The 13,924-nt window shown below is 71.8% G+C and carries 12 protein-coding genes; 6 read left to right on the forward strand and 6 right to left on the reverse strand.

What is annotated here, in order from left to right:
- The first annotated feature begins 9 nt into the window (after positions 1–9).
- Genes IE260_RS21520 through IE260_RS21535 form a run of 4 tightly spaced genes read left to right on the forward strand, consistent with a single transcriptional unit; the run spans position 10 to position 6,152 of the window.
- Complete coding sequence (locus IE260_RS21520; protein WP_189874310.1) at positions 10–1,728, forward strand: amidohydrolase; 1,719 nt, start codon at positions 10–12, stop codon at positions 1,726–1,728.
- Positions 1,725–3,059, forward strand: coding sequence for an MFS transporter (locus IE260_RS21525; protein WP_189874312.1), 1,335 nt, complete (start codon positions 1,725–1,727; stop codon positions 3,057–3,059). Before IE260_RS21520 ends, IE260_RS21525 begins: the two co-directional genes overlap by 4 nt.
- Positions 3,056–4,729 (forward strand): thiamine pyrophosphate-dependent enzyme, encoded by a 1,674-nt coding sequence (locus tag IE260_RS21530; RefSeq protein ID WP_189874314.1) that lies wholly within the window; start codon positions 3,056–3,058, stop codon positions 4,727–4,729. The genes IE260_RS21525 and IE260_RS21530 overlap by 4 nt, the downstream gene beginning before the upstream one ends.
- Positions 4,722–6,152 (forward strand): aminobutyraldehyde dehydrogenase, encoded by a 1,431-nt coding sequence (locus tag IE260_RS21535; protein ID WP_189874316.1) that lies wholly within the window; start codon positions 4,722–4,724, stop codon positions 6,150–6,152. Before IE260_RS21530 ends, IE260_RS21535 begins: the two co-directional genes overlap by 8 nt.
- A gap of 19 nt (positions 6,153–6,171) precedes the next feature.
- Here IE260_RS21535 and glpK read toward each other — a convergent pair whose 3' ends face one another.
- Together glpK and IE260_RS21545 are read right to left on the reverse strand one after the other, a co-directional pair.
- Positions 6,172–7,689 carry a glycerol kinase GlpK gene (gene glpK / locus IE260_RS21540; RefSeq protein WP_189874317.1) on the reverse strand — a complete coding sequence of 506 codons (1,518 nt, stop codon included), beginning with the start codon at positions 7,687–7,689 and terminating at the stop codon, positions 6,172–6,174.
- A gap of 33 nt (positions 7,690–7,722) precedes the next feature.
- The gene (locus IE260_RS21545) at positions 7,723–8,568 is read right to left on the reverse strand and encodes an MIP/aquaporin family protein (RefSeq protein WP_189874319.1); all 846 of its coding nucleotides are present in this window, start codon (positions 8,566–8,568) and stop codon (positions 7,723–7,725) included.
- A gap of 278 nt (positions 8,569–8,846) precedes the next feature.
- On the opposite strand from IE260_RS21545, the gene IE260_RS21550 reads away from it, so the two are divergent.
- Together IE260_RS21550 and IE260_RS21555 are read left to right on the forward strand one after the other, a co-directional pair.
- Positions 8,847–9,917 carry a class I SAM-dependent methyltransferase gene (locus tag IE260_RS21550; protein ID WP_189874321.1) on the forward strand — a complete coding sequence of 357 codons (1,071 nt, stop codon included), beginning with the start codon at positions 8,847–8,849 and terminating at the stop codon, positions 9,915–9,917.
- 133 nt (positions 9,918–10,050) lie between these two features.
- Complete coding sequence (locus tag IE260_RS21555; RefSeq protein ID WP_189874323.1) at positions 10,051–10,644, forward strand: DinB family protein; 594 nt, start codon at positions 10,051–10,053, stop codon at positions 10,642–10,644.
- A 46-nt stretch (positions 10,645–10,690) separates the two neighbouring features.
- Here IE260_RS21555 and IE260_RS21560 read toward each other — a convergent pair whose 3' ends face one another.
- From IE260_RS21560 to IE260_RS21575, 4 genes are all read right to left on the reverse strand, one after another.
- The gene (locus IE260_RS21560) at positions 10,691–11,038 is read right to left on the reverse strand and encodes a DUF1330 domain-containing protein (protein ID WP_189874325.1); all 348 of its coding nucleotides are present in this window, start codon (positions 11,036–11,038) and stop codon (positions 10,691–10,693) included.
- A gap of 101 nt (positions 11,039–11,139) precedes the next feature.
- Complete coding sequence (locus IE260_RS21565) at positions 11,140–12,090, reverse strand: endonuclease/exonuclease/phosphatase family protein (protein ID WP_189874327.1); 951 nt, start codon at positions 12,088–12,090, stop codon at positions 11,140–11,142.
- The gene (locus IE260_RS21570; protein WP_189874329.1) at positions 12,090–12,866 is read right to left on the reverse strand and encodes a sulfite exporter TauE/SafE family protein; all 777 of its coding nucleotides are present in this window, start codon (positions 12,864–12,866) and stop codon (positions 12,090–12,092) included. Before IE260_RS21570 ends, IE260_RS21565 begins: the two co-directional genes overlap by 1 nt.
- 187 nt (positions 12,867–13,053) lie before the next feature.
- Complete coding sequence (locus tag IE260_RS21575; RefSeq protein WP_189874331.1) at positions 13,054–13,923, reverse strand: SDR family oxidoreductase; 870 nt, start codon at positions 13,921–13,923, stop codon at positions 13,054–13,056.
- Position 13,924 lies beyond the last annotated feature (1 nt).

Raw genomic sequence — 13,924 nt, forward strand, 5'->3', positions numbered from 1 at the left:
GCTCCCGACATGCGACTCGACCTCCTCGTCCGCAACGCCCGCGTCCACACGCTCGATCCCGAGCGGCCGACCGCCCACGCCCTCGGCGTGCTGCACGGCACCGTCGTCGGCCTCGACGAGGACGTGGCGCACCTGCCCGCGCGGCGCGTCCTCGACGCGGGCGGTGCCACCGTCCTGCCCGGTTTCAACGACGCACACTGCCACACCGCCTGGTTCGGCCTCACCCTCACCCAGCTCGACGTCTCCACGGCCCGCTCCGTCGACGAGGTGTACGCCGCCGTCTCCGCGCACGCCGGCCGACTCGCCCCGGACGCCTGGGTGATCGGTGCCGGACTCGACCACAACAGGCTCGGCGGCCACTACCCGCACCGTGACGCCCTCGACCGCGCGGCGGGCGGCCGGCCCGTCTGGCTCAAGCACACCTCCGGCCACGCCTGCGTGGTGAACACGCCCGTCCTGCGCGCGGCCGGCGCGCTCGACGACGGGTTCCGGGACCCGGTCGGCGGGGTCGTCTCCCGAGACGGGCACGGCCGCCCCGACGGGCTGCTGGAGGAGACCGCGCAGCGGCTGGTGCAGCGGCAGGTGCTGCCGTACCCGGTCCGGACCGTCGCCGACGCCGTCGACGCGGCCACCCGGCACTACCTCACCGAAGGCGTCACCAGCTTCACCGAGGCCGGGATCGGCGGCGGCTGGATCGGGCACACGCCCGTGGAACTGGCCGCCTACCAGCTCGCCCGCGACACCGGGCGGCTGCACACCCGCGCCCAGCTGATGGCCGCCTCCGACGTGCTGCACCCGCTGACCGCGCACGCCGACGACGACATCACGCTCGGCCTCGACCTCGGCATGCGCACCGGCTTCGGCGACGACCGGCTCTCGCTCGGCCCGGTGAAGATCTTCCTCGACGGATCGCTGCTCGGGCGCACGGCCGCCGTGACCGAACCGTTCTGCGGCTGCCCGCACAACGAGGACCGGCCCACCGGCTACTTCCAGGGCGACGCCGGCGCCATGACGGACCTGGTCGTCGCCGCGCACCGCTCCGGCTGGACCGTGGCCGCGCACGCCATCGGCGACCGGGCCGTCGACCTGGCGCTCGACGCGTTCGCGCGCGCCCACCGTGAGCGGCCGCGCCCCGGCGTCCGGCACCGCATCGAGCACGCCGGGGTGGTACGCCCCGACCAGCCGGCCCGCTTCGCCGATCTGGGCGTCGTACCGGTGCCGCAGCACAACTTCCTGCACACCTTCGGCGACGCCATGGCCGCCGCTCTCGGCCCCGGGCGCACCGCGTGGTCGTACCGCATGCGCTCCTTCACCGACCTCGGGCTGCCGGTGCCCGGCAGCTCCGACCGGCCGGTGGCCCCCGGCGCGCCCCTGCCCGCGATCCAGTCGATGGTCACGCGGCTGACCGAGACAGGCATGCCGTATGGTCCGGACGAAAGCGTTCCGGTCATGGCCGCGCTGCGTGCCTGGACCGAAGGCTCCGCCGTGGCCACCGGCTTCGGCGGGCGGAAGGGACGGCTCGTCCCCGGGCAGCTCGCCGACCTCACCGTCCTGGACGGCGACCCCGTCCGCACGGACCCCGACCGCATCGGCGCGATCGGTGTCCTCGCCACCGTCGTGGGCGGCGACCCCGCACACGATCCGCACGGCCTCACCCGCACCCCCGCACGCTCCGGTCCCCCGTCCCCTCCGGCCACCGCGGCCGCCGCTCCCCAGGAGAACGCGTGAGCACGCCACCCAAGCCCGACCTCAAGGACATCAGAAGACTGCTGACCGCCGCGTTCAGCGGCACCGCCCTGGAGTGGTACGACTACTTCCTCTACGGCACCGCCGCCGCGCTCGTCTTCAACAAGCTGTTCTTCCCCGAACTCGACCCGACGGTCGGCACCCTCGCCTCGTTCGTGACGTTCGCGGTCGGTTTCGTGGCGCGGCCCATCGGCGCCGCCGTCTTCGGACACATCGGCGACCGCTACGGACGCAAGGTCTCACTGATCATCACCGTCGTGATGATGGGCGCCACCACCGGCTGCATCGGCCTGCTGCCCACGTACGACACCATCGGCCTCTGGGCGCCCGCGCTGCTGTCGCTCCTGCGCTTCCTGCAGGGCATATCCGTCGGCGGAGAGTGGTCCGGCGCCATGCTCCTCACCCTGGAGCACACGCCGAAGGAGAAGCACGGCAGCTACTCCTCCGTCCCGCAGCTCGGCTCGCCCGTCGGCACCCTGCTCTCCAGCGGCGCCTTCGCCATCGTCGGCATGCTGCCGGACGACGCGTTCTACTCGTGGGGCTGGCGCCTGCCTTTCCTCGTCGCCTTCCCGCTGCTGGGCTTCGCGCTCTACCTGCGCATGCACATCGAGGAGTCCCCGGTCTTCCGCGCCATGCTGGAGGACGCCGAGCGCAACGGGCCCAAGCCGGCCCCGCTCGTCGAGGCGTTCAGGCGGACCTGGGGCCGCATGATCGTGGGTGTCGGCGCCGCGTTCCTCGGCGTGGGCGGCTTCTTCCTGATGAGCACGTTCATCATCTCCTACGGCACCGACGACCTGGGCATCGACAAACAGACGATGCTCAACGCCACCGTCATCGGCTCCGTCGTCGAGATCGTCGTGCTCGTGCTCGCCGGACGCCTCGCCGACCGCATCGGCGCCTGGCGGGTGTGTGCCCTCGGCGCCGCCGTCACCATGGTCGCCGCGTTCCCCGCGTTCTGGCTCGTCGACACCAAGGAGACCGGTCTGGTCTACCTCGGCGTCTCGCTCGGCATCGGCGCGCTCTCGATCCCCTACGCGCCCATCGGCGCCGTCGTCTCCGGGATGTTCCCCGAGGAGTTCCGCTACAGCGCCGTCGCCATGTCGTACAACCTCGCGGGCGTCCTCTCCGGCTTCGTGCCGCTCATGGCCACCTCCCTCACCAGCGCCGCCGACGGCGCCTCCTGGGGCGCCGCCCTGCTGCTCATCGCCATCGCCGCCTGTACCGTCGCCGGCTCGTTCGGCGCCGGCACGATTCTGCGCCGGCGCGGCGCCGCCCTCTCCAGCCCCGCCCAGAACGTCGAGGTTCCCGCATGACAGCGCCCCACCCTGCCCGCACCGGCGGACAGGTCCTGATCGACCAGCTCGTCGTCCACGGCGTCGACACCGTGTACGGCGTGCCCGGCGAGAGCTACCTCGCCGCGCTCGACGCCCTGCACGACTCCGCCGTCCGCATGGTGGTGTGCCGCCACGAGGGCGGTGCCGCCTACATGGCGGAGGCCCACGGCAAGCTCACCGGGCGTCCCGGCGTCTGCTTCACGACGCGGGGGCCCGGTGCCACCAACGCACTGGTCGCCCTGCACACCGCCCACCAGGACGCCACCCCGCTGGTGCTCTTCATCGGCCTGGTGCCACGCGGCCACGCCGACCGCGCCGCCTTCCAGGAGCTGGACCTGCGCGGCACGTTCGGTGCCAGTGCCAAGCTCGTCGAGACGATCGACGACGCCGCCCGCATCCCCGAACACGTCGCCCGGGCCTTCGCCGTGGCGAGCAGCGGGCGCCCCGGCCCGGTGGTCCTCGGCCTGCCCGAGGACATGCTCACCGACACCACGCGCGTCGCCGACGCCATCCCCCTGCCGATCCCCGACGGAGCCGTCTCACCCGGCGAACTCGTGGCGCTGAGCGACCTGCTGTCGGACGCCGAACGACCCCTGGTCCTCCTCGGCGGCAGCCGCTGGACGCCCCGGGCGCGTTCCGACGTACGCGACTGGGCCGAGGCCTGGTCGCTGCCCGTCGCCGTCGACTTCCGCTGCCAGGACCTGATCGACAACGAGGCGGAGACCTACGTCGGGCACCTCGGCTACGGCCGCGACGACGCCCTGGCCGACCGGGTGCGCGCGGCGGACCTGCTGCTCTGCGTCGGCACGGCACCCGGCGACGTGGCGACCGACGGCTACGCCCTCCTGCCGCACGACGGCACCGGCCCCCGCCTCGTACAGGTACTGCCCGAGGCCCAGCCGCCGGGCGTCCTCCACCCGGCCGCCCTGACCGTGCTGGCGGCCCCGGAGGCGTTCGGGGCCGCGATCCGTACGCTGCGCCCCTCCGCACCGGTGCGGTGGGCGGTCCGCACCAAGCAGGACCGCGCCGCGCATCTGGCCTTCCGCACCCCGGAGCCGGACGGGGACCTGCTCGACCTGGGCGCTGTCTTCGCCGCCCTCGACGCCCGCCTGCCCGCGGACGCCGTCGTCACCTTCGGCGCGGGCAACCACGCCATCTGGGCCCAGCGATTCCTCAGGTACCGCGAGGGCGGACGCCAGCTCGCGCCGCGCAACGGCTCCATGGGCTACGGCATCCCCGCCGCCGTGGCCGCCGCCCTCGCACACCCGGGCCGCCGCGTCGTCTCCGTCGCCGGTGACGGCTGCTTCCTGATGAACGGTCAGGAACTGGCCACCGCCGTCGCGGAGGGGGCCGCACCGCTGATCCTCGTCCTCGACAACTCCGCCTACGGCACCATCCGCCAGCACCAGGAGCAGACCTACCCCGGCCGGGTCAGCGGCACCGCCCTCGGCAATCCCGACTTCGCCGCCTACGCCCGGGCCTTCGGCGCCCACGGCGAAACCGTCACCACCACCGCGGAGTTCGGGCCCGCTCTGGAGCGCGCCCTGAACTGCGGCAGAGCGGCCCTGATCGAACTGAAGGTGACCGAGGGCCGGCTCGCTCCCGGTGTCACCGTCGCTTCCCTGCGCGAGGAGAGCGCCCATGTCTGACCTCACCCTGCACAACATCGTCGACGGCCGTGCCGCCGAGGTCGCGGACCGCATGGAGCTGACCGACCCCTCGACCGGAGAGGTCTACGGCACGGCACCCCGTTCCTCGGCCACCGCGGTGGACGCGGCCGTGGCCGCCGCCCGCCGGGCCCTGCCGGCCTGGCGTCGCAGCACCCCGGCCCGTCGGCAGGAGGCCCTCCTGCATCTGGCCGGCCTCGTGGTCGAACACGCCGACCGGCTCCTGGACGCCGAGGTGCGCAGCACCGGCAAGCCACGCGGGACCACCCGAACCCTCGAAATACTCCGGGGCGCCGACCAGTTGCGCTTCTTCGCCGGAGCGGCCCGTGTCCTGGAGGGCATCGCGGCAGGGGAGTACGCCGAGGGCCACACCTCCTACGTGCGTCGCGAGCCGGTCGGTGTCGTCGCTCAGGTCACCCCCTGGAACTACCCGTTCATGATGGCCGTGTGGAAGCTCGGTCCCGCACTCGCCGCCGGCAACACGGTCGTCCTCAAACCCTCCGACACCACGCCCTGGTCGACGGTCCTGCTCGGGGAACTCGCCCAGGAGGCCTTTCCGCCCGGTGTCGTGAACATCGTCTGTGGCGACCGCGACACCGGCCGTGCCCTCGTCGCCCATCCGGACGTCGACATGGTCGCCATCACCGGCAGCACCCGCGCGGGCTCCGAGGTGATGACCGAGGCGGCGCGGGAGGTCAAGAACGTCCACCTGGAGCTGGGCGGCAAGGCCCCGGCGGTCGTCTTCGCCGACGTCGACCCCGTGCGCACGGCCCGCGCCCTGGCCGCCGCGGCCTTCTTCAACGCCGGCCAGGACTGCACTGCCGTCACCCGCGTCCTGGTCGAACGCGAGGCCCATGACGCCCTGCTGGCGGCGCTCGTCGAGGCGGCGCGGAACACGAGGACCGGATCGCCCGACGAGGACGGTGTCTTCCACGGTCCGCTCAACAGCGCCGCTCACGCCGAACGCGTCGCGTCCGTCCTGGCGAACCTCCCCCCGCACGCGAGGATCGAGGCCGGCGGCGTCCGCCTGGACCGCCCCGGCCACTTCTTCCCGCCCACGGTGGTCTCCGGTGTCCGGCAGGAGGACGACGTGGTGCAGCGGGAGATCTTCGGCCCGGTGGTCACCGTCCAGCCCTTCGACACCGAGGAGGAGGCGATCGCGCTGGCGGACGGCGTCGACTTCGGTCTCGCCTCCAGCGTCTGGACCACCGACCTGGGCCGGGCCATGCGAGTGAGCGCCGAACTCGACTTCGGCTGCGTGTGGCTCAACTGCCACCAGGTGCTCCCCGCCGAGACGCCCCACGGCGGCTACAAGCAGTCCGGTGTCGGCCGCGACCTCAGCCGCTACGGGTTCGACGACTACACACGCGTCAAGCACGTCATGGCCGCCCACTCCGCGCCCTGAGACTCCGGGATCCCGGAAGTCACGGGATCTTCACCCAGTCGAGTGTGCGTTCCACCGCCATCTTCCACCCGGCGTAGCCTTCCGCGCGCTGTTCGTCGGACCACTGCGGGTCCCAGCGTTTCGACTCGTGCCAGTGGCTGCGCAGTTCTTCGGTGTCCTGCCAGAACCCGGTGGCCAGTCCCGCCGCGTAGGCGGCGCCGAGTGCGGTGGTCTCGGCGACGACGGGACGGCTCACCGGGACGCCGAGGACATCGGCCTGGATCTGCATGCAGAGGTCGTTGGCGGTCACCCCGCCGTCGACCTTGAGCACGTCGAGGTGCACCCCGGAGTCCTGTTCCATGGCCTCGACCACATCGCGGCTCTGGTAGCAGATGGCCTCCAGGGTCGCTCGTGCCAGGTGCGCGTTGTCGTTGTAGCGGGCGAGGCCGACGATCGCCCCTCGGGCGTCGGAGCGCCAGTAGGGTGCGAACAGGCCCGAGAAGGCGGGGACGAAGTACATCCCGCCGTTGTCGGCGACGGTCCGGGCGAGGTTCTCGCTCTCGGCCGCGGTCTTGATGATCTTCATCTGGTCGCGCAGCCACTGCACGGCGGACCCGGTCACCGCGATGGAGCCCTCCAGCGCGTAGACCACCGGGCTGTCGCCGAACTGGTAGGCCACCGTGGTGAGGAGGCCGTGCCGGGAGCGGACCAGTTGCGTTCCGGTGTTGAGGACCAGGAAGTTGCCGGTGCCGTAGGTGTTCTTGGCCTCGCCGGGGGCGAAGCACACCTGTCCCACGGTGGCCGCCTGCTGGTCGCCCAGTACCCCGCCGATGGGGATGGCGGCACGCAGCGGCCGGGAGGTCCGGGCCACACCGTACGCCTCCGGGTGCGACGAGGGGTTGATGGTGGGCAGCATCGCCCGGGGGATGCCGAAGAAGCCGAGCAGTTCGTCGTCCCAGTCGAGGGTCTCCAGGTTCATCAGCATGGTGCGGCTGGCGTTGGTCACGTCGGTGGCGTGGATGCCGCCGTCGGGGCCGCCGGTGAGGTTCCACAGGACCCAGGCGTCCGTGTTGCCGAACAGGGCGTGGCCTTGTTCCGCCGCTTCGCGGACGCCGTCGACGTTCTCCAGGATCCACTGGATCTTGCCGCCGGAGAAGTAGGTCGCCGGCGGCAGTCCGGCCTTCCTGCGGATAACGTCGCCCTGGCCCGAGCGTTCGAGGTTCGCCGCGATGGCGTCGGTGCGGGTGTCCTGCCACACGATGGCGTTGTAGTGGGGGCGGCCGTTGCGCGGGTCCCAGACGACGGTGGTCTCCCGCTGGTTGGTGATGCCGATGGCCGCCAGATCGGTCCCCGACAGACCGCTGTAGCGCAGGGCGTTCTGCATCACCGAGTTGGTCCGCTCCCAGATCTCCACCGGATCGTGCTCCACCCATCCGGAGCGGGGGAGGATCTGCGCGTGCTCCAGCTGGTGCTTCGCCACCTCGTTGCCGCCGTGGTCGAAGATCATGAATCGGCTGCTGGTGGTTCCTTGATCCACCGCACCGACGAAGTCCGCCATGTCGTGCCGCCTCTCCCGCCTGTCCGGCCGGTGTCAGTCCTTCGGTGCCGGGACGCGTCCCGGCGGCTCGGGCTCCGCTCTCGGCAGGAACCGGCCGACGAGCACCTTGTACAGGCCCGCCCCCAGCAGGCCGCCGATCAGCGGGCCGAAGATCGGCACCCAGAAGTAGAGGTTTCCGTACTGGTCTCGCCACGCTCCCCCGTATCCGGTCAGGAAGCTGGCCAGCCTGGGGCCGAAGTCACGGGCCGGGTTGATGGCGTAGCCCGCGTTGGTCCCCCAGGCCATGCCGATCGCCACCACGACCAGGCCGATGATGAAGGGGGCCAGGTTCGCACCCGGTGGTGAGTTCAGCAGGTCGGTGATGGCGAAGATCATCAGCAGCAGGATCGCGGTGCCGATGACCTGGTCGCGGAAGGCGCCCCACTCGTACACGGGCAGGTTGGTGTTGCCGTTGGCCGGGAGCGTGGAGAAGACGGTCTGGGTCTTGAAGGTGTGGCCGGGGTCGGCCTTCGCCAGCGCTTCCGTGTAGTTCCAGCGGACGAGGAGGGCCGCCACGAAGGCGCCGGCCGTCTGTGCCAGCGCGTAGGGTGCCACCTTGCTCCACGGGAACCCCTTGAAGGCGGCGAGGGCGACCGTCACCGCGGGATTGAGGTGGGCACCGCTCAGCCGCGCCGCCACGTAGACGCCCAGGGTGACCCCGAGTCCCCATGCCCAGGAAATGCTGTCGTGGTCTCCGAGGCCGCCGGCCGGATCCGTGAGGGCACCACCCGCGGCCACTTGGGCCACGACGCCGCAGCCGAAGAGGATGAGGATCATCGTGCCCGCGAATTCGGCCGACAGCTCCCCGATCGAGCCGGACCTTTTTGGGCGCTCAGCCATGGAAGCTCACCTTCCGCCGGCTCTACCGGCCGTCGACTTTCCGAGCCGCTCACCGGACAGACTAGGACGGTATAGGACAAACCGCATATACAGCCGATGCCCTTCCTGCGCCGTGAGGTCCCGCGGAGATCCCCTGCTCGGGTCGGTACTCGGATCGGGTGAGGCGAATCGGAGAGGGCCGCTCCGTCCGCCGTGGCGGGCGACGCGAGCGAGCAGGGCGGTGCTTTGCTTTGCTGGCCGGTCGCATTCCGTGACCGTGGTCGGCCAGGAGGGACACCGTGGCGGCGCAGCGTGCAGTGGACGAAGCGAAGGTCGAAGCCTTCATGCAAAAGGCGCTCGGGGACATCAGCGGGATGATGACCGTGGGCCAGTGCCACCTGGGTGACCGGCTGGGCCTGTTCAAGGACCTCGCGGCCAACGGCCCCGCCGGCAGCCAGGAGCTCGCGGACCGGCTGGACCTGGACGAGCGTTACGTACGCGAGTGGCTGCGTGGTCTCACCGCCGCCGGTTACCTGGAGGAACCGCAGCCCGGCCGCTTCGTCCTCCCCGCCGAGCACGCCCCCGCTCTGGCCGACGAGTCGGGACCCATGTTCCTCGGCGGCATCTACCAGATGATGCCCGCGGCTCTGACGCCGTACGAACGGCTGATCGAGGCGTTCCGGAGCGGCGGAGGCGTACGGCAGAGCGACTACCCGGACCTGCTGTGGGACGGCATGAGCCGCTTCACCGGCAGCTGGTTCGAGAGCGTGATGGTCGACGACTGGCTGAGCACCTTTCCCCACGTCGTCGAAAGGCTGGAGCGCGGCATCGACGTCGCGGACGTGGGGTGCGGCGCGGGCCGGGCCCTGATCGTGCTCGCCCGGAGGTTTCCCCGCTCCCGTTTCACGGGGTTCGACATCCTCCCCGTCCAGGTGGAACGCGCCCGGGCGAACGCCGAGCGGGCCGGTGTCGCCGACCGGGTGGGCTTCGAGACGGCCGATGCCGTCCGGGGGCTGCCCGGACGCTACGACCTCGTCACCACCTTCGACGTCGTCCACGACGCGGCGGAACCGAAGCGGCTCCTCGCCGCCCTCAGGGCCGCGGTCAAGGACGACGGCGACTACCTGATGCTCGAGGTCAACTGCGAGGACCGCCCCGAGGACAACGTGGGCCCCGTCGCGTCGGTGCTCTACGGGTTCAGCATGTTCTACTGCATGACCACGTCCCTCGCCGACGGCGGAGCCGCCCTCGGCACGTGCGGTATGCCCGAGGCGGTGGTACGCAGTCTGTGCGCCGAGGCGGGCTTCGGCGAGGTGGCCCGGTCCACGGCGGACGACCCCTTCAACGTCCTCTACGACATCAAGCCGTAGACCGGCCTCCCGACGGCCCGCCCGTGACCGAGCGGGCCGGCGCGGTGCGTCCATCGTGGCCGGGGTGCCGGCGGCCCCGGACGGTTCCGCGGCGGCATGGATCGCCCGGACCTCGATGGCTCAGACTGACCCCATGACCGGATCGGATCCCAAGACAGACCTCCACTATTACCTGCAATCCGCCCGTGACGCCCTGCTGTGGAAGCTCGAAGGGCTCTCGGAGTACCAGATCCGCCGCCCGCTGACCCCCACCGGAACCAACCTCCTGGGCCTGGTGAAACACGCGGCCGGCGTGGAACTCGGTTACCTCGGCGACACCTTCGGACGGCCCTCCGGCGAGCCGCTGCCCTGGCTGGAGGACGGTGCCGAACCCAACGCGGACATGTGGGCCACGGCCGACGAGTCACGCGACCGGATCGTGGAGCTCTACCGCCGGGCGTGGGCGCACGCGGACGCGACGATCGACGCGCTGGCGCTGGACACGATCGGCAGAGTGCCGTGGTGGCCGGACGACAGGGACAAGGTGACGTTGCATCACGCGGTGGTGCGAGTGGTCGCCGACACGCAGCGGCACGCCGGGCACGCCGACATCATCCGCGAACTCACGGACGGCGCCGTGGGGATGAGCCGGGGCAACGACAGCATGGCACCGGGGGACCCGGAGTGGTGGGAGAGCCATCGAAGCCGACTGGAGCGTGCAGCGCGGGAAGCCGATCGCGACACGTGACCCCGGGCGGGGCCGGAGCCCCGCCCCCGCGTCCCGTCGGTCCCGCTCACTGCCCGGGCACCGCTCCGCGGATCGCCCGGGCGGTGGCCGCCGCGTCGTAGTCGTCGCCCACGCCCGGCACCAGGATGATGTCCCCCTCGATGTGCCGTGAGCGCAGCGGCGCGATCTCCTGGTACTCGGCCGAGTCCCACCAGGCCCGCGCCTCGGCGAGCGAGGGGAACCCGATGACGACGACATGACCGGGCCAGTGGCCCTCCTTCACCTCGTGCTGCGCGCCGTGCACGAGGAAACGGCCGCCGTACGGCTCGAAGGTGGCGGTGATGCGCTCGATGTACTCGGCGATCTCCGGGTGCGGCGCGGCTTCCTGCAGGTGAGCCATCGCGTAGGCAGACATGAGGTCCTTCCGGCCGATGGGGCTCTCGATGTCCACCATCCTGCCGTCGGCCCGCGCCGCGGTCGATGACCTCTGAGGTAAGCAGCCCGGCCCCGTGCGCCTCAGTGCGGGGTGATCCGTGCGACGACCGGGAGGTGGTCGCTGCCGGTGGCGGGCAGGGAGCGGATGTGGCGCACGGTCGCCGAACGGGCCATGACCTGGTCGATCCGGGTCACCGGGAAGGCGGCGGGGAAGCTGAAGGCGACGCCCCGCTCGGCCGCGTCGAGCCGTGCGGTCAGCGGATCCAGAGCACGGTCGTCGACCGTGCCGTTGAGGTCGCCCATCAGGATCACCGTACGCAGCTCCTCGGCCGCGACGGCCCTGCCCAGCAGCGCGGCGCTCTCGTCGCGCCAGGAGGACGCGAGGCCGCTCGCCCGGACGCGGACCGAGGGCAGGTGGGCGACGTACACCGCGACCTCCCTCTGCGGCGTGTGCACCACCGCCCGCAGTCCGCGACTCCAGTTCTCCGTGATGCCCCGCGGCTTGATGTCCAACAGCCGCACATCGGTGACCGGGTGCTTCGACCAGAGACCGACAGTGCCGCGGACGGTCCGGTACGGGTAGTCCGCGGCGAGGGTCCTCTCGTAGACCGCGAGCGCCGGGGACACCAGTTCCTGGAGGGCGATCAGGTCGGGACCCGCCTCGGCCAGGGCGCGGGCAGTGCCCGCCGGGTCGGTGTTCTCGTCGCTGACGTTGTGCTGCACCACGACCAGGTCGCCGGCTCCCGGCTGCGGCCCGGGCAGCAGCAGCCCGCCGAAGAGGTACGTCCAGGCCGCCACCGGCAGGAGCAGCGCCACCAGCGCGACGGCCGATCGGCGCAGCAGCGCCAGGGCGAGCAGCACCACGACCACCAGGCCGAGCCACGGCAGGAACGACTCCAGCAGACTCCCCAGTCCACCCGGGGAGTTGGGGACCGTCCGGTGGAACGCGAGCAGGGCGGCGGTCAGCACCGCGGACACGGCGAGCGCTCCTCCCCGCCTCCACGGCCGGCCCCTCACGTCCGCCCGCTCCATCAGCGCTCCAGGAGCAGTTGGACGATGGCGACGGTGCCGACGACGACGATGAAGATCCGCAGAGCGAGCGGGGGGAGCCGGCGCCCCACCTTCGCGCCGACCTGGCCGCCGATCGCGGACCCGACGGCGATGAGCAGGACGGCGGTCCAGTCGAAGTCGGCGACGAAGAGGAAGAACAGCGCCGCGATGCTGTTGACGATGGCGGCGAGGACGTTCTTCACCGCGTTGAGGCGCTGCAGGGTGTCGTCGAGCAGCATGCCCATCAGGGAGAGGTAGATGATTCCCTGAGCCGCCGTGAAGTAGCCGCCGTAGACGCTGGCGAGCAGGAGTCCGCCGAAGAGGACGGGGCCGCCGTCGGTCTTGGTGACGGTGCCCGTGAGTCGACGGCGCCGCTGGACGACCGCGGAGATGCGGGGCTGGAGCACGACGAGTACCAGCGCGAGCCCGACCAGGACGGGCACGATCGTCTCGAAGGCGGTCGCGGGGAGCGCGAGCAGCAGTACCGCACCGGCGAGTCCGCCGATCGCCGCGGCGACGCCGAGCCTGAGGACCAGGGGGCGCTGGCCCTTGAGTTCCTCCCGGTAGCCTATGGCTCCGCTGACGGAACCCGGGATCAGTCCGAGGGCGTTGGACACCGTCGCGGTCACCGGTGGCAGACCGGTGGCGAGCAGCACCGGGAACGTGATCAGCGTCCCCGAGCCGACGATCGTGTTGATGGTGCCGGCGCCGACTCCGGCGGCGAAGACCGCCAGTGACTCCCAGATGGGCAAAGCCATCTCCTTCACGGTTGGTGAGAGGCCTCCCCGCCCTGAAGGTCGAGGGGCTTCACCGATCATGCACGATGGACGCGCGCGTCCGTCGACAGGGGTTGCTTCCGGCGGACACGTCATCGCAGGCCCCGTCGGGGGCCGGACGCGAAGTCCCCTGCGCCTGCTGCGGGTTCGTCCGCGTCCGGCCTGCGGGCTACGTGGTGGACCGTGCCGCGACGACGGGGGCTTGCGCGACGAAGGCGTCCGCATGCTCCGCAGCCCACCGGGCGTACGTGCGCGCCGGGCGGCCGGTGACCTTCTGGACGGTGTCGACGACCGTGCGGCCCACCTCGGGAGTGTTCCCGTACGCCTCGAGCAGGAAGCCGATCACGTCCTCCGGGTGCCCGGCCGCCCGCCACTGCGCGACGGCCTGCTCCTCGGTCAGCTCGACCAGGGCGATGTCCCGGCCCCGGGCGGCAGCGATCGTCGCCACCTTGTCGGCGACGGTGAGCAGCTCGGGGCCCGTGATGACGTACTCCCGGCCCCCGTGTCCCTCCTCGGTGAGCGCGACCGCGGCGACGGCCCCGATGTCGCCCTCGTGCACCATGGCGCTCAGCCGGGAGACGAACGGCTCGCCGACCTCGTCCGAGGCCGCGATCCGCTCCGCCCATTCGAGGGAGTTGGCCATGAACTCGACCGGCATGAGTACGGTCCAGTCCACGCCCGCGTCGGCACGCACGGCGTCTTCCAGCAGGGACGGTCCGCCACCGTGCAGCACGGTGACCCGGCGTACGCCGGCCGCGCGGGCCAGCTCCAGGATCCGCGGGCCGGTCTCCAGCGGCGCGAAGTAGGCCCCGCCGAAGGTGATCAGATGGAGGCCGGTGACGCCCTCAAGAGCCGGGGCCAGGCTGTCGGGTTCCGTGAGATCGCCCTCGACGACCTCGACGCCGTCCGGGAAGACGGCCCTTGCCGCATCCCGGGTGAGGGCGCGGACGTCGTGGCCGCGGGCGAGCAGTTCCGCGACGACCTGGCGGCCGACGGTGCCGGTGGCGCCGGTGACGAGAATCTTCTGCGTCTGAGTCATG

Source organism: Streptomyces viridiviolaceus (assembly GCF_014650995.1).
GTDB lineage: Bacteria > Actinomycetota > Actinomycetes > Streptomycetales > Streptomycetaceae > Streptomyces > Streptomyces viridiviolaceus.